This is a genomic window from Rhodopseudomonas infernalis (assembly GCF_022271405.1).
In the GTDB taxonomy this organism is placed as follows: domain Bacteria; phylum Pseudomonadota; class Alphaproteobacteria; order Rhizobiales; family Xanthobacteraceae; genus Rhodopseudomonas; species Rhodopseudomonas infernalis.
In genome coordinates this window covers 39,247-62,295 of record NZ_JAJNAL010000001.1, presented here as the reverse complement: position 1 = coordinate 62,295, position 23,049 = coordinate 39,247, and the positions used below count along the sequence as shown (strand labels likewise).

At 64.2% G+C, this 23,049-nt stretch carries 23 protein-coding genes; 12 read left to right on the top strand and 11 right to left on the bottom strand.

Going from position 1 to position 23,049, the window contains the following annotated elements; genetic code table 11:
- Positions 1–27: 27 nt before the first annotated feature.
- From LPW26_RS00295 to LPW26_RS00275, 5 genes are all read right to left on the bottom strand, one after another.
- Positions 28–1,869, bottom strand: a complete 1,842-nt coding sequence (locus tag LPW26_RS00295; protein ID WP_238732237.1) for a TRAP transporter large permease — start codon at positions 1,867–1,869, stop codon at positions 28–30.
- A 37-nt stretch (positions 1,870–1,906) separates the two neighbouring features.
- Entirely contained in the window at positions 1,907–2,497 is a 591-nt protein-coding gene (locus tag LPW26_RS00290; RefSeq protein ID WP_238732236.1) for a TRAP transporter small permease subunit, read from the bottom strand.
- A 177-nt stretch (positions 2,498–2,674) separates the two neighbouring features.
- Positions 2,675–3,703: a GTP 3',8-cyclase MoaA gene (moaA, locus tag LPW26_RS00285; protein ID WP_238732235.1), complete on the bottom strand. Its 1,029-nt coding sequence runs from the start codon at positions 3,701–3,703 to the stop codon at positions 2,675–2,677.
- A 103-nt stretch (positions 3,704–3,806) separates the two neighbouring features.
- Positions 3,807–4,262 (bottom strand): hypothetical protein, encoded by a 456-nt coding sequence (locus LPW26_RS00280; RefSeq protein ID WP_238732234.1) that lies wholly within the window; start codon positions 4,260–4,262, stop codon positions 3,807–3,809.
- 134 nt (positions 4,263–4,396) lie between these two features.
- Positions 4,397–5,071 carry an HAD-IA family hydrolase gene (locus tag LPW26_RS00275; protein WP_238732233.1) on the bottom strand — a complete coding sequence of 225 codons (675 nt, stop codon included), beginning with the start codon at positions 5,069–5,071 and terminating at the stop codon, positions 4,397–4,399.
- 139 nt (positions 5,072–5,210) lie between these two features.
- Between LPW26_RS00275 and rpiA the strand changes: the two genes are divergently transcribed.
- From rpiA to LPW26_RS00245, 6 genes are all read left to right on the top strand, one after another.
- On the top strand, positions 5,211–5,909 hold the full coding sequence (gene rpiA, locus LPW26_RS00270) for a ribose-5-phosphate isomerase RpiA (RefSeq protein ID WP_238732232.1): 699 nt from the start codon (positions 5,211–5,213) through the stop codon (positions 5,907–5,909).
- A gap of 24 nt (positions 5,910–5,933) precedes the next feature.
- Positions 5,934–6,443, top strand: a complete 510-nt coding sequence (locus tag LPW26_RS00265; protein WP_238732231.1) for a DUF2059 domain-containing protein — start codon at positions 5,934–5,936, stop codon at positions 6,441–6,443.
- Positions 6,444–6,674: 231 nt separating this feature from the next.
- Positions 6,675–8,060 carry a glutathione-disulfide reductase gene (gene gor / locus LPW26_RS00260; protein WP_238732230.1) on the top strand — a complete coding sequence of 462 codons (1,386 nt, stop codon included), beginning with the start codon at positions 6,675–6,677 and terminating at the stop codon, positions 8,058–8,060.
- Between the two features lie 277 nt (positions 8,061–8,337).
- On the top strand, positions 8,338–9,657 hold the full coding sequence (locus LPW26_RS00255; RefSeq protein WP_238732229.1) for a TadE/TadG family type IV pilus assembly protein: 1,320 nt from the start codon (positions 8,338–8,340) through the stop codon (positions 9,655–9,657).
- A gap of 75 nt (positions 9,658–9,732) precedes the next feature.
- A complete protein-coding gene (locus tag LPW26_RS00250) occupies positions 9,733–10,275 on the top strand; it encodes a TadE/TadG family type IV pilus assembly protein (RefSeq protein WP_238732228.1) in 543 nt (180 codons plus the stop codon).
- Between the two features lie 17 nt (positions 10,276–10,292).
- On the top strand, positions 10,293–10,910 hold the full coding sequence (locus LPW26_RS00245) for a TadE/TadG family type IV pilus assembly protein (RefSeq protein WP_238732227.1): 618 nt from the start codon (positions 10,293–10,295) through the stop codon (positions 10,908–10,910).
- Here the strand turns inward: LPW26_RS00245 and LPW26_RS00240 are convergent.
- Positions 10,907–11,533: a site-2 protease family protein gene (locus LPW26_RS00240; protein WP_238732226.1), complete on the bottom strand. Its 627-nt coding sequence runs from the start codon at positions 11,531–11,533 to the stop codon at positions 10,907–10,909. The genes LPW26_RS00245 and LPW26_RS00240 overlap by 4 nt on opposite strands.
- Before the next feature lie 604 nt (positions 11,534–12,137).
- Here LPW26_RS00240 and LPW26_RS00235 point away from each other — a divergent pair.
- The 4 genes from LPW26_RS00235 (at position 12,138) to LPW26_RS00220 (ending at position 17,135) form a co-directional block, all read left to right on the top strand.
- Complete coding sequence (locus LPW26_RS00235; protein WP_238732225.1) at positions 12,138–13,526, top strand: class II 3-deoxy-7-phosphoheptulonate synthase; 1,389 nt, start codon at positions 12,138–12,140, stop codon at positions 13,524–13,526.
- 133 nt (positions 13,527–13,659) lie between these two features.
- A complete protein-coding gene (locus tag LPW26_RS00230) occupies positions 13,660–14,013 on the top strand; it encodes a diacylglycerol kinase (RefSeq protein ID WP_238732224.1) in 354 nt (117 codons plus the stop codon).
- A gap of 108 nt (positions 14,014–14,121) precedes the next feature.
- Entirely contained in the window at positions 14,122–15,876 is a 1,755-nt protein-coding gene (locus LPW26_RS00225; RefSeq protein WP_238732223.1) for an NAD+ synthase, read from the top strand.
- Positions 15,877–16,106: 230 nt separating this feature from the next.
- The gene (locus LPW26_RS00220; RefSeq protein WP_238732222.1) at positions 16,107–17,135 is read left to right on the top strand and encodes a COG3904 family protein; all 1,029 of its coding nucleotides are present in this window, start codon (positions 16,107–16,109) and stop codon (positions 17,133–17,135) included.
- Positions 17,136–17,224: 89 nt separating this feature from the next.
- On the opposite strand, the gene LPW26_RS00215 is transcribed toward LPW26_RS00220, so the two are convergent.
- Entirely contained in the window at positions 17,225–17,635 is a 411-nt protein-coding gene (locus LPW26_RS00215; RefSeq protein WP_238732221.1) for a type II toxin-antitoxin system VapC family toxin, read from the bottom strand.
- Complete coding sequence (locus tag LPW26_RS00210; RefSeq protein WP_238732220.1) at positions 17,632–17,895, bottom strand: antitoxin; 264 nt, start codon at positions 17,893–17,895, stop codon at positions 17,632–17,634. The genes LPW26_RS00215 and LPW26_RS00210 overlap by 4 nt, the downstream gene beginning before the upstream one ends.
- A 174-nt stretch (positions 17,896–18,069) precedes the next feature.
- Between LPW26_RS00210 and LPW26_RS00205 the strand changes: the two genes are divergently transcribed.
- Both LPW26_RS00205 and LPW26_RS00200 read left to right on the top strand, forming a co-directional pair.
- Positions 18,070–18,495: a cupin domain-containing protein gene (locus LPW26_RS00205; RefSeq protein WP_238732219.1), complete on the top strand. Its 426-nt coding sequence runs from the start codon at positions 18,070–18,072 to the stop codon at positions 18,493–18,495.
- A gap of 618 nt (positions 18,496–19,113) precedes the next feature.
- A complete protein-coding gene (locus tag LPW26_RS00200; RefSeq protein WP_238732218.1) occupies positions 19,114–19,854 on the top strand; it encodes a helix-turn-helix transcriptional regulator in 741 nt (246 codons plus the stop codon).
- Here LPW26_RS00200 and LPW26_RS00195 read toward each other — a convergent pair.
- The 3 genes from LPW26_RS00195 to LPW26_RS00185 all read right to left on the bottom strand — a co-directional run bounded on the left by LPW26_RS00195 (position 19,851) and on the right by LPW26_RS00185 (position 22,938).
- Positions 19,851–21,188 carry an FAD-dependent oxidoreductase gene (locus LPW26_RS00195; protein ID WP_238732217.1) on the bottom strand — a complete coding sequence of 446 codons (1,338 nt, stop codon included), beginning with the start codon at positions 21,186–21,188 and terminating at the stop codon, positions 19,851–19,853. The two genes, LPW26_RS00200 and LPW26_RS00195, sit on opposite strands and share 4 nt — an antisense overlap.
- 106 nt (positions 21,189–21,294) lie before the next feature.
- On the bottom strand, positions 21,295–22,443 hold the full coding sequence (locus LPW26_RS00190; RefSeq protein ID WP_238732216.1) for a DUF2865 domain-containing protein: 1,149 nt from the start codon (positions 22,441–22,443) through the stop codon (positions 21,295–21,297).
- A 186-nt stretch (positions 22,444–22,629) separates the two neighbouring features.
- Positions 22,630–22,938, bottom strand: a complete 309-nt coding sequence (locus LPW26_RS00185; RefSeq protein WP_238732215.1) for a hypothetical protein — start codon at positions 22,936–22,938, stop codon at positions 22,630–22,632.
- Positions 22,939–23,049: the final 111 nt, after the last annotated feature.

Sequence of the window (23,049 nt, the reverse complement as noted above, 5' to 3'; positions counted from 1 at the left end):
GGAGAGCCAGCCAATGGCGTGACCCGATCAGAACTTCGGTGGACCGAAGTCGAGTTGCGGTGTTTCCATCTGCGGGATGTTGAATTCGATCTTCGACGGATCGACCGTGCTGGCGATGCCCTTGTAGTGCATCACCATTCCCGGGAAGGTGATCACCAGCGCGACCATGACCAGCTGGATCACCACGAACGGCACGGCGCCCCAATAGATCTGCCCGGTGGTGACCGGCGCCATGCGTTTGCCGCTGACCCGGTCGAGATAGGATTCCTTCGGCGCCACCGAGCGTAGATAGAACAGCGCGAAGCCGAACGGCGGATGCATGAACGAGGTCTGCATGTTGACCGCCATGATCACGCCGAACCAGATCAAGTCGATGCCGAGCTTCTCCGCCGCGGGTCCGAGCAGCGGGATGACGATGAAGGCGAGCTCGAAGAAGTCGAGGAAGAACGCCAGGACGAACACGAAGGCGTTGACGAAGATCAGGAAGCCGAGCTGTCCGCCGGGCAGGCCGACCAGCAATTCCTCGACCCAGCGATGGCCGTCGACGCCGTAGAAGGTCAGCGAGAACACCCGGGCGCCGACCAGGATCATCACCACGAAGGCCGACAGCTTGGCGGTCGCCTCGGTCGCCTGACGGGTCAGATCGAAAGTCAGCCGTCCTTTCATCAGCGCCAGGATCACCGCGCCCGCCGCGCCCATCGCGCCGCCCTCGGTCGGGGTCGCGACGCCGATGAAGATGGTGCCGAGCACCAGGAAGATCAGCCCGAGCGGCGGCACCATCACGAACACGACCTGTTCGGCGAGCTTGGACAGCAACTTCAGGCGGAGCATGCGGTTGAGGACAGCGATCACGAAGGACAGCGCGACGGTCACCGACATCGTCAGCACGACGTAGTCCGCGCCGCTCTTCACCTCGGTGTAGCGCATCGCGATGATGCCGATCGTGGTCGATAGCACCACGACAAGATACAGCGACACGGTCATGGTGCGGATCACGCCTATGAACGGCCGGAACAGCACCGCGAGCAGGACGAGAAACCAGAAGCCCTGCATCGCCAGGGTCGGCAGCCCGACCTTGTCGAACGCCGGCATGCTCCATTGGAAGGCGCCGAGATGCACGGCGAAGAAATAGGCGGTTGCGGCCGCCGAGATCCCGGCGAGCGGGATCAGCAGTGGATTGCGCAAGGTTTCGATTTCGCGCAGGGTCTGAGCTTCCAGCGGCAGGCCCGGCGCCGCCTTCGGCGCGAACACCGTCACCAGGAAGATGTAGAACGCATACAGCAGCGACAGCACGATGCCGGGAATGAACGCGCCTTCGTACATGTCGCCGACCGAGCGGCCGAGCTGGTCGGCCATCACGATCAGCACCAGCGACGGCGGGATGATCTGCGCCAGCGTGCCCGACGCGGCGATCACGCCGGTGGCGACGCGGCGGTCGTAGCCGTAGCGCAGCATGATCGGCAGCGAGATCAGGCCCATCGAGATCACCGAGGCGGCGACCACGCCGGTGGTGGCGGCCAGCAGGGCGCCGACGAACACCACCGCATAGGCGATGCCGCCGCGGATCGAGCCGAACAGCTGTCCTATGGTCTCGAGCAGATCCTCGGCCATGCCGGATCTCTCCAGCACGAGCCCCATGAAGGTGAAGAATGGAATGGCAAGCAGGGTGTCGTTGTTCATCACCCCGTAGACGCGATCCGGCAGCGCCTGCATGAAGTCGGGACGGAACAGCCCGAGTTCGATGCCGATGAAGGCGAACAGCAGGCCGTTGGCGGCCAGAGAGAACGCGACCGGGTAGCCCAGCAGCAGGAAGATCACCAGGGAGCCGAACATGATCGGCGCCATGTAGTGGATGAACATCGCGGTCATTCGACCCAGCCCCCTAAGACAATGACCACAGTTCGAGTTACGGCTTGTCGCCGCTGATGTTCATCACCAGCCGCTCGGCTTCGAGTTCGGCCGCGTGCGCCGAGCTCTTGGCGTTGCTGTCAGGAATCGTCCCGGCCAGCATCGCGGCGCGTTTGATGATTTCAGAGATGCCCTGAACGATCAGCAGCACGCACGCGATCATGATCAGCGACTTCGCCGGCCATTGCGGCAGGCCACCGGCGCTGAACGACTGCTCGTTCTGCTTGTAGGACACCAGGAAGAACGGGATCGACCACCACAGCAGGATGATCGCGAACGGCATCAGGAAGAAGACGTGACCGATCATGTCGATCCAGCCGCGCACCTTGAGCGGCAGGCTGTGATTGATGATGTCGATCCGGATGTGCTCGTTGCTCAGTAGCGTCCATGGCGAGCAGAGCAGGAACACGATGCTGAACAGCACCCACTGCAGCTCGAGGAACGAGTTCGACGACATGTCGAACACCTTGCGGATGACGGCATTCGCCGCTGAGATCACCACGGCGACCACGATCAGCCACGACAACCAGCGCCCGACCAGCGTATTGAACGCGTCGATCTTCCGGCTCAGTCCCAGCAAAGCCTGCAACGGTCGAGTCCTCCCGTATCCGCCCGCGCAGCGCATTGAACCGGCACTACAACTCGGCGTAAAGCGGGGGCACCATTTCAGCGCATCGGCATGCCGTCAATCGGAATTTGGCATTACGATGACGTATCAAAAGGTTGGTTCGAAAAGGGCAGGCAGGACGTCGCAGCCATAGGCCGCTCAACCGCCGGTCACACTCATATGCCGGCTGACGCTGGGGCGGTTGTGCTTGCGGTCGATGATGAAGTCGTGACCCTTCGGCTTCTGGCCGATCGCCCGATCGATCGCTTCGTTGAGCAGCGCATCGTCGGCCGACGCCCGCAGCGGCCGTCGCAGGTCGGACGCATCCTCCTGACCGAGGCAGGTGTGGATCGTGCCCGTGCAGGTGATCCGAACCCGATTGCAGGATTCGCAGAAATTATGGGTGAGAGGCGTGATGAAGCCGAGCTTGCCGCCGGTCTCTTCGACACGCACGTAGCGCGCGGGACCGCCGGTCGAGTCGGTGAGATCGGTCAACGTGTAGTTGTTGGCGAGGCGGGCCCGGACCAGCGACAGCGGCACGTACTGGTCGATCCGGCCTTCGCCGACTTCGCCCAGCGGCATCACTTCGATCAGCGTCAGTCCCATGCCGAGGCCGTGGGCCCACCGCATCAGCGACGGGATCTCGTCCTCGTTCTCGCCCTTCAGCACCACGGCGTTGATCTTGACGGCGAGCCCCGCCGCGCGCGCCGCGTCGATGCCTTCGAGCACCCGGCCGAGGTCACCCCACCGGGTGATGGCGCGAAATTTGTCGGGATCGAGCGTATCCAGCGAGACGTTGACCCGGCGCACGCCGCAGTCGTGCAGTTCCGCGGCGAAGCGGGCGAGCTGGGAGCCGTTGGTGGTCAGGGTCAGCTCGTCCAAAGCCCCGCTGTCGAGGTGGCGCGATAGCGCGCGGACCAACGACATCATGTTTCGCCGCACCAGCGGCTCGCCGCCGGTCAAGCGCAGCTTACGGACGCCGCGGGCGATGAAGGCGGAGCACAGCCGGTCGAGCTCTTCGAGCGTCAGCAGATCCGCGCGCGGCAGAAAGGTCATGTCTTCCGACATGCAGTATACGCAGCGGAAATCACAGCGATCGGTGATCGACACCCGCAAATAGCTGATCGTGCGGCCAAACGGATCGGTCATCGCCGATCCGGCGCGCGTGAGGGTGTCGGCAGGGATCATTCGGCGGCCCCGTCAGAAAGCCGCTGCGGCGGCATGAAGTCCGCCATTATGTAAGCAAGTCCGTGCAGATCACAATTGCGAAGCGTTTCGCATCGCGACAGAGTTACTGCGCCGGTGCGGCTGCGGGGGCAGGGAACGGCGACTCAGCCGCTGCAGGAGCAGCTGCCGCGGCGGCCGGCTTGGGCTTTCGCACGCGCTTGACCGGCTTCTGCTTACGCGCAGGCTTGAGCGACTGCAGTTCTGCGACCACGGGATTCGGCGTCGCCGTGACGGTGGCGGAGGTGGTGAAGTCGCCCGGATTGACCACCACCTGGACTGGAACCGTCGCCGGCTGGAACTTGTCGAGGGTGAAGGTCACGCTGAAATCGTTACCGGGCACCGTGATCGAGCACGGCGTCTTGCAGCTCTGGCCGGACGAGGCGAGCGCTTCGGCGCCGGGCGGCACCGATTCGAGCTGAACGGTCGTGGTCGGCGGCGCCGACTTGAACGCGTCGAATGACATGGACGAACAGCCGGCCAGGCTCAGGCCTGCGGCAGCGATGACGACGAGACGACGCATGAATACCCACCCTTGGTGCGGCTAACAGCCACAGCCCCCGGCGGACCATAAAAGGCTCGGCGTGCGCGCGCAACTGCCCGAGCTGCAATCTTAAGTATTGGTTAACACGGTTCGCGACGTGAAGCTTGTCCTTGTCAGCCCGGCAACAGCCGGCTCACCGCCTGCGGCAGGTCACGCATATGGCCCACCACGATGTCGGGGTTGAGCTCGGCAATCGGCACTTCGGTGTAGCCGAACTCGACCCCGATCACCGGCACACCGGCTCGGCGCGCGACGCCCACGTCGGGACCCGCGTCACCGACCATGACCGTCGACGCCAGGGTGCCGCCGGCCTTCGCCACCGTCTCGCGCAGAATGGTGGGGTCCGGCTTGGCGGTGCCGAAGGTGTCGGCACCGCAGATGGCGGCGAAACGGGAGCTGAGGCCGAGCTGGTCGAGCAGCAGCTTGGACAGCCATTCCAGCTTGTTGGTGCAGACCGCGAATTGGTAGCCCTGACCCGCCAGTTGATCCAGCGTGGCTTCCAGCCCCTCGAAGGGGCGTGATTCGACCGCGATGTTGGCGGCATAATAGTCGATGAAATCCACCGCCAGCCGGTTGACGTCGTCCGGACTGATGACCCGGCCATCGAGCTCGAGCCCGCGTTCGAGCAGGCGCCGGGCGCCTTGACCGATCATGTTGCGCGCTTTGGCCAGCGGCACCGCGGGCATGCCTTCGCGGACCAGGATGAAATTGAGGGCGTTGATCAGGTCCGGCGCGGTGTCGATCAGCGTGCCGTCCAGGTCGAAGACAACGGTGCGAACTGTGCTCATGAGACCAGCGCTACAGTTCCCGGCAGATTTCTGCAACCTGCTGCTGCCGGTCAGCGACTGGAATCCACCCTGTTGTTCTCCCCAAAACGCCGCTAGATATGCCGCGCCGCGGGGGACGCGCGGAGCGGGGTGATTTCCGATGGATAGAGAAGATCTGAAGCGGCAAGCGGCCGCGCGGGCTCTGGAAGAGGTGCGCAGCGGTATGAAGCTTGGTCTCGGCACCGGCTCGACTGCCAAGCATTTCGTCGAATTGCTGGGCGAGAAGGTGCGCGGCGGGCTCGACGTCATCGGGGTGCCGACGTCGGAAGCGACGCGCGCCGATGCCGAGCGATGCGGCATCCGGCTGACCACGCTGGACGAAATCGACCACCTCGACCTGACGGTCGATGGCGCCGACGAGGTGGATGTCCGGCTCGATCTGATCAAGGGCGGCGGCGGCGCCCTGCTGCGCGAGAAGATCGTCGCCGCCGCGTCCGATCGCATGATCGTGATTGCCGATGAATCGAAGTGGGTCGAGCAGCTCGGCCGTTTCCCGTTGCCGGTGGAGGTGATCCCCTTCGGTCTCGCGGCGACCCGCCGGGCGATCGACAATGCCTGCACCCAAGTGGGCGCTTCCGGCGAATTAAAGCTTCGGCGTGGCAAGGACGGCCATGCTTTCGTCACCGATGGTGGCCACTGGATCGTCGACGCCCATCTCGGGCGAATCCCTGATGCTCCTCGCCTGGCCCGTTTGTTGGCCGCGATTCCAGGCGTAGTCGAGCATGGATTGTTTATCGGCATCGCCAGCACCGTGGTGCTCGCGGGCGCCGAAGGAATTCGAACCGTCGAACGGGCGTAGCGCCCAAATCCTGGAGACTTGCACATGAAGTATCTGTCGAAAGCGTTGCTGGCCGCCGGCCTGTCGCTCGGCCTCGCGCTGTCCGCGGGGCAGGCGATGGCGCAGGCCAAGCCGCCGACCCCGGCCGCCATCGCTGCTGCCAAGGAGATCCTGGAGCTGAAGCGTGCCAACACCATCTATGCCAGCGCGGTGCCGAACATCGTCCAGCGCACCATGGACTCCCTGATGCAGTCCAATCTGAACTACCAGAAGGATCTCAAGGAAGTCGCCGAGGTGGTGGTGAAGAATCTGGCGGGCCGCGAGAAGGAAATCGGCGACGGCATGGCCAAGATCTACGCGCAGGACTTCACCGAGCAGGAGCTGAAGGATCTGGTGGCGTTCTACAAGACGCCGCTCGGCCAGAAGCTGCTGAACGAGGAGCCCAAGGCGATCTCCGCGAGCATGCAGTACATGAACCAGTGGGCGCAGACCTTCGCCGAGGAAGTCAACGGCCAGTTCCGCACCGAAATGCGCAAGCGTGGCAAGGCTATCTGATGCACGGCTGAAGCCGCCGGCTTCTCTCGTCATTGCGAGCGAGCGGGTCCGGCCTTCGGCCGGCCCGATGACAGGCTCCGCGAAGCAATCCAGAGGCGCCGCGCGCTGCGCTGGATTGCTTCGTCGCGGAGCCTGCACTCGGACGACGCGAAGCGTCGATCCGGGTGCTCCTCGCAAAGACGGGCACTAAATTTCGAGCTACCCCTTATCAGGCGTCTGGGCGAACATGTCATGACCGACTTCGACACAGATCTGTTCGTCATCGGCGGTGGCTCCGGCGGCGTGCGCGCTGCCCGGATCGCGGCCGGCCACGGCGCTCGCGTGATGGTCGCCGAGGAGTATCGCTTCGGCGGCACCTGCGTGATCCGCGGCTGTGTGCCGAAGAAACTGATGGTCCACGCCTCGCACATACACGACGAAATCCGCGATGCCGCGGGTTTCGGCTGGACGATTCCCGAAGCACGTTTCGACTGGCCGACGCTGATCAAAAATATCGACACGGAGATCGCGCGGCTCGAAAATATCTACGCCACCAATGTCGAGAAAACCGGCGCGCGGACCATCAAGGCGCGCGCTGTTTTCGAGGACCCGCACACCCTGCGGCTGTCGACCGGCGAGTTTATCCGGGCTCAGCACGTGCTGATCGCGACCGGCGGCGCGCCCAATCACGGCACGATGATCCCGGGTATCGAGCACGTCATCTCGTCGAACGAAGTTTTCCATCTCAAGCAGCAGCCGAAGCGCATCCTGATCCAGGGCGGCGGCTACATCGCGCTGGAATTCGCCTGCATCTTTGCCGGCCTCGGCAGCGACGTCACGGTGGTGTATCGCGGCGACAATATCCTGCGCGGGTTCGACGAGGATGTCCGCGCTCACGTCCGCGCCGAGATGGAGCGGGCCGGGATCACCATCCTGACCGGCTGCACCGTGGCGCGGGTCGAGAAGCCGGGCGAGGAGTACGTCTCGCATCTGTCGAGCGGCTCCAGCGTCGCATCCGATCAGGTGCTGTTCGCGATCGGCCGCCATCCCAACGTCGCCAATCTCGGGCTCGAGAAGGCCGGCGTGGCGATCAATCCGGACAACGGCGGCATCGCCGTCAACGAATTCTGCCAGACCAGCATCCCGCACATCTATGCGATCGGCGACGTCACCCATCGGATCAACCTGACGCCGGTGGCGATCCGAGAAGGCCATGCCTTCGCCGACACCGTGTTCGGCAATCGGCCGGCACAGGTCGATTACACCAACATCCCGACCGCGGTGTTCTCGCAGCCGGAGGTCGGCACCGTCGGCCTGAGCGAGTCCCAGGCCCGCGCGCTGTACCCCCGCGTCGATATCTACAAGACCGACTTCCGGCCGCTGAAAGCGACGGTATCGGGCAGCCAGATCCGCACGCTGATGAAGCTGGTGGTCGATGGCGCCACCGACCGGGTCGTGGGCTGCCACATCGTCGGCCCGGAGGCGGGCGAGATGGTGCAGGTGCTGGCGATCGCCGTGAAGATGAAGGCCACCAAGGCCGACTTCGACGCCACCATGGCGCTGCATCCGACGGCCGCCGAAGAGCTGGTGACGATGCGGACCCCGACCGCCCGCTACGGCCTCGAAGCCGCGGAGTGAGTCGGTCTCACGCGTCCGCGTTCACCTCGCTGATCTGACGCCCCGTTCGCACCGATCGTACCCACGCGGCACGTGCCGTTGACGGTAATATCCCGAGGCGTTTCACTCGCAGAACTACCTGCACCGGTATGTAGTTAAGCTGCACTACCTCAGTAGTGCGTAGGACTTGGTCTTTCGATTAGTTCGGCCAAATGTTTCCCGTTTAGGCGATCCGATTCAAGCGGCATTTACTCGTCCGATGTACCCGTGGAAGGGAATGTGGGCGGAGATGCGCGTGATGCGTGTTGATCTTCTTGACCGTGTTTCCCAGGCATGGCGCCATCTCGCCTGCGACGACCGCGGGAATATCGCGGTGATCTTCGCCATCATGGCGCTGCCGATGCTGTCCTTTGTCGGTGTGGCCGTCGATTTTTCGCGCGCCAGCAGCGCGCGCAGCGCGATGCAGGCGGCGCTCGATTCGACCAGCCTGATGATTGCGAAAGAGGCTGCAACGTCCTCCGACCTGAACGCGCGCGCCGCCGCGGTCTTCGCGGCGTTGTACAAGCACGACGAGGTCACCGGCGTCACCATCGCCACGGCCTACACGGCGCAGAGCGGCACGACGCCCGGCAAGCTGGTCATCACCGGGGCCGGTCAGTTGCCGACCACCTTCATGAAGGTGGTGGGTTTCAACAAAATGGATATCGGGACATCTTCCACCACCACATGGGCCAGCATGAAGCTGCGAGTCGCGCTCGCACTCGACAATACTGGCTCGATGGATAAATCGAAGAAGCTGGTCGAGTTGAAGAAGGCCGCGAAGATCCTGGTCGCGCGGTTGAGAGAAACCGTGGTGGCGAATGGCGATGTGTACATCTCGCTGGTGCCGTTCCACTGGGTCGTCAATATCGGCAACTCCGCAACGACGAGTCCCTATCTCGACTGGTCGTGGTGGGACCGGGCAGGTAGCGAGACTCAGGGCAAGTCGCACGCGAGCTGGACTGGCTGCGTCAAGGACCGCGCAGAACCGGACGATATTTCCGCAGCGGCCTCCGGCAATTTTCCGCCGGAGCTCTACATCACGAGCAACGGCAAGAAGAATGTAGATGCCTGCACGACGCTGCAGCCATTGCTGCCGCTGACCTATGATTTCGATGCGATCAATACCGGAATCGACTCGATGGTCGCCCTCGGCGGCACCAATCAGCCGGTCGGGCTATTCTGGGCCTGGTGGACGTTGCGGTCCGCGGCGCCGTTCGCCGCGCCGCCCAAGGACCCCAACTCACAGTACCTGACCGCGATCGTCCTGCTGACCGACGGCGAGAATACCGGAAACTCCTACTACGACGACAAGAACAAAGGAAAGAAGTGCAACGGGACGTCCCTCTGTTCCGAGGTCGATACTCGGCAGCAGTACCTCTGCGACGCCATCAAGGCCGACAACGGCACCTTGATCTACACGGTCGACGTCAACACCGATAACGGTCCGAGCCGGCCGGTGCTGAAAACCTGCGCCAGCGGGGAAAGCAAGTTCTTCGCGTTGACCAACGCTGAGCAGATGACTGGCGCATTCGAGGAAATTGCGGCGTCGATGCGAAAGCTGCGGGTGGCGCAGTAGCTGGGCGAATCGGCACTACCGCGTTCGGCGATTTGGATCGCAACGCGAGATCCCCTAGGAAGAGAGAGTTCAGGCATGGTCCGACACTTGTTGATGCGATGCCCTCGAGGCCGGAGTCTCGCCTGTTTTTTCAGCAATCGCACCGGCTCCGCCGCGGTCGAGTTCGCTCTGGTTGCGCCGCCGTTCTTCGCGTTGCTGTTCGCCATTCTGGAAACCGGACTGGTGTTTTTGGCCGGGCAGGTGCTGGACAATGCGACGGAGGATGCGGCACGTCTGGTCCTCACCGGCCAGAGGAAATCTCCGGCCATCACCGCCGAATCTTTCAAATCGGATGTGTGCAAACGCATACCACCGCTGTTCGACTGCGGCGGACTCGCGATCGACGTCAAAAGTTACGGGCTCGGCAGCCCTCCGACGCCAACCAGCCCGATCGTCGACGGCAAGCTCGTGACGAAAGACTTCGGCTTCACGACCGGTAATGCAGGCGACGTCGTGGTTGTTCGGTTGTTCTATCAGTGGCCGCTGGTCGTGACCGGCCTGGGCTACAACATCGCCAACCTCTCGGGCAGCAAACGCCTGCTTTCGACGACGCTCGCATTCCGCAACGAGCCGTTTTGAGGTTGGTCGTGAAAGATATGGCGAGGTCAAGCTCTGATCGGTCGTTTCGGCGGTTCGCCGTCGACGCCTGCGGCATCGCCGCGGTCGAATTCGCGATGGCGCTGCCGATCATGCTGGTGCTGCTGTTCGGTGTCATCGAGGTCACCTCGGGATTTGTGGCCAAGCGTCGTCTGACAATGGCGACCCGCACCTTTTCCGATCTGGTCTCACGTGGCGACTCCATCGACGATGCCGGATTGAAGGTGATCTTCGCGATCGGCGGCCAAGTGATGTCGCCGCAGGCGATCGATCCGTTGAAGGCGACGATTTCGCAAATCAAGGTCGCCAAGGATGCCAATAACAAGATCACCACGACGATCCATTGGAGCAGGGCGGTGATCTTCGACAGTTCGGGGAAGGAGTCGTTGGCGGCGTCCAGTCTTAAAGACGGGGATTCGGTGACCGTGCCGGATGCGCTGCAGGTCGCTCCGCATTATCCGTTCTATCTCGTGAAGAGCGAGACGACTTACAAATACGTGCCGATGTTCGGCTACGTCATGGCCAAAGCCGGCATCGATCTGACGAACGAAGCCTACACCAAGCCTCGACAGACCAATGTGCGGGATTGCGTCCAGTACGGGACGGCGACGTGCTAGAGGAGATGCCAATAGCGGAGGGCGAAGCTGCCGATGAGCAGAACGCTCGCGCCGGCGATCAGGCCGCTGCCGACGCGCTGAAGACGCGCTGCGCTGGAGCTGTCGAGCGGGGCGCCACGACAGGCTTCAAGGACGAGCAGTGCCAGCCATCCGCCGTCGAGCGGCGGGATCGGCAGAAGATTGAACAGACCGATCAATAGGGACGTGCCGGCAATGAGAGTGATTGCTGCTGCATCCGCCTGCAGCGCCCAGGACAGCGAGAAATCGTCGTGGGTCCAACTCGCCCCCAACACCAGCACGGCAGCTAGGCCCAGATTGCAGACCGGCCCCGCCGCATAGATGATGGCGCGTTTGCCGATCGAAGTCGCTGCAGAGGTTTGATTCGCGGAACGTCGCGGCACCGCGCCGGAATCGCCGAGCACGCACGCGCTGCCGATCGGTAGCAGAGCGATCGTACAGTAAAGCCCCGCCGGTCCATGAAATCCGAATAGCTGAGGCCCGACGCCGAGCGTCAGTCGGTGAACGCGAAGGCCGACAGCGCGCGCGGCGGCAAGATGGCCAAGCTCATGGATGAGAAGTAGCCCGTAGATCGCACCAAGCGAAAACGCGATGTCCGAATACATCGATGCACCAACAGTCTGAAATCAAATGCATGCGTCAGTCCAATGGTCGACACGTAATCGAAGAGTCTTAAGGCGGTGTGCAGCAGGCGCAGCAATTGAGTAGTCGTCACCGCGGTGATTAGTTGTTGGCCGAACAGAATGGTAGTTGGATAGTTCGGGCGAATATCTGTTTGCGGCTGCTGCTGGTGTGCGAGCTGAGCCGGCGACTTGATCATTCTGGTCAGCCGGACGACCACGTCGACTCCACGGGGAGCCGGAGTTCGTCGACGAGCGTGGCAGCGCTTCGGATGGTGGTCGGTCCGGACAGTGGGGGCCGGCCGCGGGCCGCCTGAAGCGAGCCACAGGATCGCAGCAGTCACTCGCGGCCTTTGGCCTCGCCGGTAGGGTCGCGCCGTTGTGTCCGCCGGTCGCATCCTCGGCGGTCGGCTTGTCCGAGACGGTCGGCGGGCATGGATGAAATCGCACCGATGGGGTGAATTTGACCGTCCGCTCAAGGGGTTGTGCCCGGAAGCCGATTTCCAACTAGCGGTGGCGGGCGGGCCTGTGTATAACGCGGCCTTCGCGAACACCTATATATGGCGGCAGGTCCGCAGGAGTTGGTCTCATGTCCGAGCGGTGGACACCCGATAGTTGGCGCAACAAGCCCGTGCAGCAGATGCCGGGCTATCCCGACGCGAAAGCGCTCGCGGATGTCGAGGCGCAGCTCGCGACGTTTCCGCCGCTGGTTTTTGCAGGTGAGGCACGCAACCTGAAGAAGCAGCTGGCCAGCGTTGCCGCCGGCGAGGCTTTCCTGCTTCAGGGCGGCGACTGCGCCGAAAGCTTCGCCGAGCATGGTGCCAACAACATCCGCGACCTGTTCCGCGTCTTCCTGCAGATGGCGATCGTGCTGACTTACGCCGGCGCGTCGCCGGTGGTGAAGGTCGGCCGCATCGCCGGTCAGTTCGCCAAGCCGCGCTCGGCGCCGGTCGAGAAGCGTGACGGCGTCGAGCTGCCGAGCTATCGCGGCGACATCATCAACGACGTGGCGTTCACCGAAGAGGCCCGCGTGCCCGATCCGCGGCGCCAGCTCGAAGCTTATCGGCAGTCTGCCGCGACGCTGAACCTGCTGCGCGCCTTCGCCAAGGGCGGCTACGCCAGCGTCGAGAACGTGCATCGCTGGATGCTGCAGTCGGTCAGCGATAGCCCGCAGTCGAAGGCCTATGCGGATCTGGCCGATCGCGTCTCCGGCGCGCTCGACTTCATGCGCGCCTGCGGCCTGACTTTCGCGGTCGATAGTTCGCTCGGCACGACGGATTTCTACACCAGCCACGAAGCGCTGCTGCTCGGCTACGAGCAGGCGATGACCCGCGTCGACTCCACGACCGGCGATTGGTACGCGACCTCCGGCCACATGCTGTGGATCGGCGACCGCACCCGCCAGCTCGACCACGCCCATGTCGAGTACTTCCGCGGCATCAAGAATCCGATCGGCCTGAAATGCGGCCCGTCGCTGAAGACCGACGAACTGCTCAAGCTGATCGACGTGCTGAACCCGGACAACGAGCCGGGCCGGCTGACGCTGATCGGCCGGTTCGGCCATGAGAAGATCGGCGAGCATCTGCCGGCGATGGTCCGCGCCGTGCAGCGCGAGGGCCGCACGGTGGTGTGGTCGTGCGATCCGATGCACGGCAACACCATCACGTCGAACTCCGGCTACAAGACCCGGCCGTTCGACCGCATCCTGTCCGAAGTGCGCTCGTTCTTCGCGGTCCACGCCGCGGAAGGGACGCATGCCGGCGGCGTGCATCTGGAGATGACCGGGCAGAACGTCACCGAGTGCCTCGGCGGCGCCCGCGCCATCACCGACGAGGACCTCAACAACCGCTATCACACCGCCTGCGATCCGCGGCTCAACGCCGAGCAGTCGATCGACATGGCGTTCCTGATCGCGGACCAGTTGAAGCAGGGCCGCGTCGGCAAGGCGCACCCGCTGCCGGTGGCGGCGGGGCTGTGAGTTCGGCGCCGCGATCACGACGCGCTTCGCAAATGGCCGGGCCTGTCCCGGCCATTCGCATGTTTGACCTATGCGGAACGAGGCTGCCGGCGGCCGGCGCGGGCGTGACGACCCGGATCAGAGGCGTGAACCGTTGATGAGAGTTTGGCGGGCGACGATCAACACGTGGCATGGGCTGAAATTCGCGATCCGCTCGGAGCAGGCGGTCCGCGAGGAGCTCGCCGCGCTCGTCCTCGCGGTGCCGGCCGCCTGGCTGATCGGAGCCACGCCAGCGCGCCGGGTCGAGCTCGTCGCGGTCGTGGCGCTGGTGATCGTGGTCGAGCTGCTCAACACCGCGATCGAGAAGCTGGCGGACCGCCTGACCACGGAACACGATCCGCAGATCGGCCGGGTCAAGGACATGGGTTCGGCGGCGGTCGGCGTCGCGCTGGCAATTGCGGGGCTGCTCTGGCTGTTCGCGCTCGGCGAGCGCGTCGGCCTGTTTTAGAGCGGGAGCCGGCCGCGCCAGCAGGCCGGAGATGACGATTCGAAGATCAGCCATCCTGAGTGAGGCCCCACGATTGCGGAGCGGGCAGGGGCCCGTTAAATCTCGTCTATGACCGACACAGCCCGCTTCATCCTCACGCTCGCCCAGATCAACCCGACCGTCGGCGATGTCGCCGGCAACGCCGACAAGGCCCGCGCCGCGCGCAAGCAGGCGGCGGCTGACGGCGCCGCGCTGATCGTTTTCCCTGAACTGTTCATCGCCGGCTATCCGCCGGAGGATCTGGTGCTGAAGCCCGCGTTCCAGGCGGCGTGCCGCTCGGCGATCGAGGAGCTGGCGCGCGAGACCGCGGATGGCGGGCCGGCGATGCTGATCGGCTCGCCCTGGGTCGAGGGCGGCAAGCTGTACAACGCCTGCGCGCTGCTCGACGGCGGCCGCATCGCGGCGCTCCGCTTCAAGGTCAATCTGCCGAACTACGGCGTGTTCGACGAGAAGCGCGTGTTCGCACGCGGGCCGGTGTCGGGCCCGGTGACGATCCGCGGCCTGCGGGTCGGCGTGCCGATCTGCGAGGACACCTGGCTGGAAGAGTCCGAGGACTACGAGAACGTCGTCGAATGCCTCGCCGAGACCGGCGCCGAACTGCTGATCGTGCCGAACGGCTCGCCCTATGCGCGCGGCAAGCAGGATCTGCGGATGTCGGTGTCGGTGGCGCGCGTCACCGAAAGCGACCTGCCGCTGGTCTATCTCAATCAGGTCAGCGGGCAGGACGAGCTGGTGTTCGACGGCGCGTCCTTCGTGCTCAACGCCGACCGCACGCTGGGCGCGCAACTGCCGGCATTCGCCGAGACCATCACCACGCTGTCGTTCGAGAAGGGCGCCGCCGGCTGGCGCTGCGACGGCCCGGTGGCGCCGTTGCTTGAGGGCGACGAGGCCGACTACGCGGCCTGCGTACTCGGCCTGCGCGACTACGTCCGCAAGAACGGCTTTCCCGGCGTGCTGCTCGGCATTTCCGGCGGCATCGACTCGGCGCTGTGCGCGGCGATCGCGGTCGACGCGCTCGGCGCCGACAAGGTCCGCGGCGTGATGCTGCCGTTCCGCTACACCGCACAGATCTCGCTCGACGACGCCGCACAACTGACGACGCTGCTCGGCATCCGCTACGAGGTGCTGCCGATCGCCCAGGCGGTCGAAGGTTTTGAGGCGATCCTCGCCAAGCCGTTCGAAGGGCTTGCGCGCGACATCACCGAAGAGAATTTGCAAGCGCGCACCCGCGGCACGCTGCTAATGGCGATCTCCAACAAGACCGGCGCCATGGTGGTGACCACCGGCAACAAGTCGGAAATGAGCGTCGGCTACGCGACGCTGTACGGCGACATGAACGGCGGCTTCAACCCGATCAAGGACATCTATAAAACGCAGGTATTCCGGATGTGCACCTTGCGCAACCGCTGGAAGCCCGACGGCGCGCTCGGCCCCGACGGCGAGGTGATTCCGGAGAGCATCATCGTCCGTCCGCCGACCGCGGAGCTACGCGAGGATCAGACCGATCAGGACTCGCTGCCGCCCTACGACGTGCTCGACGGCATCCTGGAGCGACTGGTCGAGCGCGAGGAGCCGCTGGCCAGCATCGTCGCTGAAGGCTTCGACAAGGACACGGTGGTGCGGATAGATCGGCTGTTGAACATCGCCGAATACAAACGCCGCCAGGCCGCGCCGGGCGTGAAGGTGACAAGAAAGAACTTCGGCCGCGACCGCCGCTATCCGATCACTAATCGGTTCCGCGACAAGGCGGAAGCGTTGGCGAGGCCGGACGAGGCGCTGGTGGTGCGGGCGGGTAGGGCTTCGAGCGAGGCGTTCGAGGGGTGAGATGGATGAGAGGAAAAATTACTCACAACATCGGCCTCGGTCGCTCCGTTCTCCTACCCGGTCCAAGTGGGGGCTCCTGCAGCACCGTCGTTGTTGGCGACAAGAGAATATCGCCGCGCTGATCTTGCGCTCGCCTAATAAGAAAATGGAGGACCTGAGGTCGAACGCTGCGCGTAGCCGCGCGCTTCTATTATCAATTCGCAGAGTACTTTAGCATTGGTGTCGCATCTATGTTCTTTGAAGCGCTCCGACCGGATATGGTGACGATACTGACAGGTGGTTTGAGCTGGGATATATATGCGACGGGCGAAGTGGATTTGGAGGATGGCCAGACCCTCCGGCGTCTTTTAGCTGAAGAACGTATCCCTGACGGATCCGATCTGTTTATCGATTCACCAGGCGGGAGCCTTGTCGGCGGAATGGATCTTGGGCGCGTTATTCGCGCGCACGGACTCACAACGCATGTCGGTAAGAAGGGACCGCGCGAATGCAACTTTCAGAAAACACTGCACGGACAATGTCTGAGCGCTGCTGCGCTTGCTTTCCTTGGCGGCGAGTTTCGTTTCGTGTCCGGTCGTTCGCGGTATGGCGTGCACCGGTTTACTTTCAATGATGCGTCTCCGCGCGCGGCTGAGAAGGCTCAAGTTTTGTCTGCATCTGTGATCGAGTATATCCGATCGATGGATGTCGACATTGAGCTATTCTCGCTTGCCTCAGACTGTCCGTCGGACGATATCTTCGAGGTGCCCCCTGCAACTCAAAAGCGCCTTGGCATCGTTAACAACGGTATCAAAAACGCCAGGTGGACTATCGAGAGTTACGAGGGAATGCTCTATTTGAAAGGCGCACGGGATACCATTTATGGAGAGCAAAAATTCATGGTTGTGTTTCCTTCGAGAGGAAACATGTTTTTTTACGTCATTTTCGCTGGAGGCAGAGAATCCGAAACCATCCTCCTAATGGAAATGGATGAGCTTTTGATTGATCGCGAGACCATTCCGTTGAATGCGCTCCGTGTGTCGCGGGTTGATTGTAACGGACTCATAAATTTCGTTTATCAGATGACGCCCGAAATCTTGAACAAGATGCTGACCGCTAGATCAATCGGCTACAACCTCCGCCATTCATCGGATGCACCGATGTTTGTTGGCATTGACAACTTCCCATTCGAGGACGGTGCAGCAAAGTTGGCCGGGTTGGTTGACGTATTCTTCCGAGAGCGTGGCTCAGATGACTGGGAGCGAACCCGACACACCTAGCAATTGTCATTCGGATGAAATTGAAATCTGGGGTGTTGGTTTTCATTTCGCTCAGAATTTCCTTCCTCTGCAGCCTTGCTACCACCTATTCAGGCCCGCTCTGCCCAATCCTCGATCCTCAGCGCATGAGGTACCCGCGCAAACGCCTTTTCCCGCGTCGCCAGCGTTGCGTCGATCGCGGCGGCGTGGGCGGCAATCATCAAGTCGAGCGGCGCGAGCGTGACGCCTTTGGCTTTGCATGCGGCGCGCAGATCGGCGTAGATCTTGGTGACGTCGTCATCCCAAGGCAGGACGTCGACGCGGAGTAGAAATTCCTGAACGCGTTTGGATAGGGTTGCTGGGTAGCCGCGCTTGGCCAGACCGTAAAGCAACTCGCCTTCGGTGATCGACGAGATAACGATGTCCGAGATCGGCAGAGCGACCAGCCGCTCGACGATCTCACGCCGATCGCCTCGGATGACGCGGCTGGCGACGTTTGTATCGAATATCCAGCCGCTCATTCGCTCCATCCTTCGAACGGATCGCGATCCTGCGGGGGCTGGTTGCGGTCGGACGGTCCCATGAAGTCGTCAGGGACGTCTGCCGACTGGTGAAGCGCGAGCAGCCCATCCCACAAGTCCGGCTTTCGCGACAGGATGACGTCGCCGGTCCTCGGATTGCGGCGTACGAAAACTTCGCTGCCTTCGAAGCAAAACTCTGCTGGCAGTTGGACGGCCTGACTGCTGCCGATCGTGAAAATCTTGGCGGTTCGGGATGTCACCGGCAGCCTCCAGCGCGTGATGATTATCACGAATATATCGTCTATCGGGGATATCAGGAAGCTCGGAAGCCGAGGCTACTACCATCTTGATAGAACTTCCTTCCCAAGGATCGTCAGCTCTGCCAGACTTCCCCCACGCCCGCGCAGACGGGCTTTAAGGATTGGGAGGACGTCATGCTGACACGACGAGGATTTGCGGCGGTCGCCGGCTGTGCGATCTGCACCATCGCCGGGTTCGGGGCGACGGAGGCGTTCGCGCAGGGCGCGGCCGCGACGACGGCGAACGGCGTCACGCGCAAGGTGTTGAGCCGGACGGATGGCCCCGCGGCGGGGTACGAGACGATTATCATGGACGTGACGCTCGATCCCGGAGCGGTCGTTGGGCGCCATACCCACCCGGGGATCGAGTCGACCTACGTGATGGAAGGCGAGATCGAACTGCCGATCGAGGGGAAGCCGACACAGACCATCAAGGCCGGCGAAGCGTTTCAGGTCCCGCCCGCCACGCCGCACGCCGGCGGCAAGCCGTCGTCGGGCAAGACAAGGCTGATGATCAACTACATCGTCGAAAAGGGCAAGCCGCTGGCCAGCCCGGTGTAAGCGGCCGGCGAAGGAAGCCAATCGCCAAGCGCGTCCTCGTTCGAGGACGCGGACTGGCTTGCCTGGTGCTGTCGCCTCATCGCGGGTTAGCGGCCGAGTACGACTCGCTGTTCGTCAGGACCGGGCTCGTCCCGCCTGCGCGGCCGAAGCCGCGCGGCGAGGGCCCGGCCATCCACACCTTCGCGAAGGCTTCACCGCGGATGCGCATGACAGGCGTATGCCGTTTCGAGTGAGATCGACCGCTTCCGGTAATCGGCGCATCGCGAGTGCGAACGCGTGGCGGAGGCGGTCCGGCCTGCCGCCGCCGAATGCGGCGCTTGGTCGGCGGCCCGGCGGCAATTTCGTGGGATTACCGCTGGTTCGAATTGTGGCGGAGGACACCGTTTCGCCGCAACGGATTCTTCGGGCTGAAATGGCGTGCCACAGGTTTGCCGCAAGGTTTTTCGGGCGGCGGCCGGGGGGCAGCGGCACCTCCCACAAGTCCGTTTTTGGCCCGGCTGGCGGTCGACCACCGGCCGCGGTCTTGCGCAGTTCGCCGCAACTCGGTTTGATGGTCGCAGCGCCCGACAGCGTGCCGTCTCCTCATCCTGGAAACGGACAAGTCACAGCGAGCCGCGAATGCCGATCCACGATCCTGCCGACCTGGCTCCCGATCTGTCCCGACCCGCCACGCCCGCAGGGTTCGCCGAGGCGGCGATGGTGTCGCTGCGGCCTGTGTTCGGAGCGAGCCGCGCGGTGTTCTCCGACCGACACGGCGGCGGGCCCGGCAGGATGTACTTCATCAACTGGCCGTCCTGGTGCGAGGCGCATTATTGCGCCGAAGTACGCGCCCGCGATCCGATCCGGACCTGGCTGGACCGCGTTGCCGCATCCCATGATAACGGCGTCGCGCGGCTGTCCGAGCTGACGCCGGCCGCACCGCCCGATGAGCCGTTGCTGACCGATTGCGGTGCCGCCTTCGTGCTGACGCTGGCGCTACGCGACCGCCGCCGGATCGTCGGCGCGCTGAGCCTGGTACGCGATGCCCAGCGTGGCGACTTCGACGAGCGCGATCGAGGGCTGGCGTTGTCGCTGCTGCCGCTGCTGGAAATGGCGTATGGCGGCTTGGCCGCTCGCATCGACCCGGCGCAGCGGCTGGCCGACGACGGCCGGCAGCACGCGCTGACGCGGCGCGAGAGCGAAGTCGCGACGCTCGCCGCGGCGGGGCATTCCAACAAATCGATCGCCCGGATGCTGGGCAGCAGTCCGTGGACGATCAAGAACCAGATGCGCGCGGTGCTGGATAAAACCGGCACCCGCAATCGCACCGAGCTGAGCGCGCTGCTGGGATCTGGCCGCCGCGCCAATGACGGCAACTAATCGCCGCGTGCGATCAGATCCTCCGCGGCCTTCAGCCCCGACCAATGCGACTGACCGACCGTGCTGTTGGTGAGATAGTCGCCGCAGAACGCGACGCGCGGCATCGGCCCGAGATCGAGAAAGCGGCGCAGGCCGCGGATATAGCCCTTGGGCCGCTTGCAGATCGCATCGGGCTGGCGCGAGATGAAGCTGTCGATCAGCCGCGTCTCGGCGAGCTGGGGCAGGGCGTCGACCACATCGCTCCAGGCGATGGTGAGCAGGTCGGCGTCACTTGCGTCGGCATGCTGCCGGCACCCCCAATCCTTCCACTGCGAATGCGCGAAGGTGGTGCCGTCGCCCATGTCGGTGAAGCGCAGATTGCCGGTGCGGCGGAAGCCGTCGGCGGCCGGGAGCACGTAGGTGTCGAGCAGGTCGTCCTTGGGGCGGTCGAGCAGGTAGTAGACAATGTGGTGGCCGGCGTAGTCGACGCCGTCGAAGAAGCGCCGTCGCTCCGCATCGAGCTGCGGCATCAGCGCCGGCACCTTGTTGCCCGGGACCGCCATGATTACCGCGTCACCCCGAAGGGTCTCACGACGCCCATCGCTCGCTGCGTCGACCTCCACGCCGTCAGCGTGGGTGCGGACCTCGGCCACGCTCGTCGCGAGTCGAAGATCGACCCGGGGATCGGCGGCTAGGCTGCGGCCGAGCTCCCAGGTCAGCCGGCCGGCGCCGCGTTCCTTGAAGCTCCAGATCTTGTCGCCCGACCACGACAATCGTCCGGCCGTACTCCACGCCGTCCAGGCTAGCGAGAAATCGTCCTCGCCATAGCCGCAGAACATCGCCACGCAGGGCTCCAGGAAGTAATCGACGAAGGTCGGCGAGAAGCGGCGGAAATACTCGCAGGCGTTGACGTCGTCGAGCGCCGCCGCGCTGGTGATATCGCGCGGATCGCCGGTGACGGCGATCTGGCCGAGCTTCGGCAGCGTGGCGAGCAGCCGCGCCTTCTCCGCGAAGGGAATGAACGGGTGTTTTGCGGCGCTGATCAGGTCGAAGGCGCCGAACCCGACATTGTGCTGGCGCTTCACCAGTACGTTCCAGCGATGCGCCGCCGTCAGGTCCGCGATGTCGCCCGGCTGATCGATGCCGAGCTTGCCGGCGAGGTCGCGCAGGTTGCTCTCGGCGCCGAGAAACGCGAACGCGCCGGTGACCGCCCACACCCCATGCCACAGCACCGAGCGGCAGCGCCCGCCGGGTTCGGTGTCCTGTTCGAGCAGCACGACCTCATGGCCGTCGTCGCGTAGCCGATCGGCCGCGCCCAATCCGGCGATGCCGCCGCCGACAACGATGACCCGCATGCTGCAACTCCTCTGACAATCGCGAGAGGCTGCAAGCTGGATCAGGCGCAACGCGCGGGCCATAGCCCGGATGGGCTATGCCGCGCGCTCGGGCGATGGCGCGGTGTTACTGCGCCTTGGGCAGGAAGGTCGGGCCGACAGTGCGGATCTTGTTGGGATCGGTCGCCGGCGCGCCGGGATCGGGCTGTGCCGCTGCTGCGCCATTGGCTGCGGCAGGCGCGGTGGCATTGCCCTTGCGGGCGTTGGCGCGCTGCGCTGGCGGCAGCGCCATGCGCTTGGCGCTCTCTTCGGTGACGATGATGTCCCCATGCTCGCGCGCAGACGTATCATCGACGCCTTTCAGCGCGTCCGCCCAGCTCTGGTTCGCCGCCTTGCAGGTGCAGGCCGGGTCGAACGCCTGCCGATAGCGGAAGGCCGCGGGCAGCGAGGTGTAGGGCTGGCCGGCGATCGACACCGCCTGGTTCATGTCCTGACCGGGATTGCGGTAGGCGTAGAGCGCGGCGTCGGACGCCGGGCACAGGCTCTTGCAGGTCTTCTCGTCGTCGGCGAAGCGGCCCGGCACGGTGGCGAAGGAGATCGGGAAGTAATAGCCGTCGCAGGTGCGCACGCACACCGTGCGGAACGTGCCGGTGTCGGTGTTGAAGTCGGGCAGCGGCGCGCCGGCGCCGGGGGCGGCGGGCTGATTGCCGCGGAACAGATTGTCGAGGAATCCGCCGCCCTGTTGCTGTACGGCGGCCGCGTATTGCGGGCCGCAATTGTTCTGCGCCAGCGCTATCAGCACGGAGCGGCGCTGATTATCACGATCGCCGCCGCCGGGACCGCCGGAACGCAGACGCTCCAGGCTCGACGTCATCTGGTCGAGGTTGCCGCGCATCTGCTGGATCTGGTTGTTCACCGGTCCGCACTGCGCCGACTGGCCGTTGAACAGCGAGAAGAATCCCGAACTGTCGCAGCCCATCCGCTTGGCCTGCATGGTGACACGGTCGAGTTCGCCCTGCTGCCGGTTGACCGAATCCTCGTAGCGCCGGATCTGATCGGCCCGCGCCGGATCGCCGCCGCCACCGCGATCGATGCTGGCGAGCTGGGCCTCGAGCCGGGGGCAGACCGGATTGACCGCGCCCTGCGGCGCACCGCCCTGCGGCGGGTAGCCTTGCTGGGCGTTGGCTGCGGAGCCGCAAGCCGCCATGGCGGCCAGCACGGCCCCCGCCAGCAGGCTGCGACGGAAGCGATCGGCGGTCTCGAACAAGTCCGGCATTCAGGGAATTCCGAGCGGATGGGACATCGGCGAGGCGCCGACCAGTCTCAGCAAACCCGCGGGAGCAAGGCCATCGGGCAATCCGTTAAACCGAGACGGCGCCGCACCTCATACCGGCTTCTCACGGCATCGTCACGTCGTTTCCGGGGCGTCTCTGTGGCGAGCCACAGGGGAAAACGCGCCGACTCAGCGCTGGCAAGTGATGGCGACGTATTCGTCGCAGCCGCCGCGGCGGCAGGAAACGCCGGCGGTTTTGGGCACCGCGCCGGTGATCTCGTCGGGATCGACCCGGCGATACGACACGGCCTGGGCGAACTCGCGCGACTGGCAGTAGGCGAGGGCGGCATGCGCGCCGCAGCGCTCGCTTTTCGCCAGGCACTGGTCGATGCCGTAGCCGTCCGGCTGATTGGCGATGATGAAGACGCGACTGTCCGCCGACGCGCTGGAGGCCGCCAGCAGCGCCGCGCAGGCGACGAAGGCTGAAATCAATTTCATGGGGCACCAAATGACGGGGGCAACGTACCCACGACCATTAGACGAGAAGACGTAAAGATTCGTTAACCATGGCGTGGAACCACGCGACGGTGCGCTAGGCGCCGATCATGG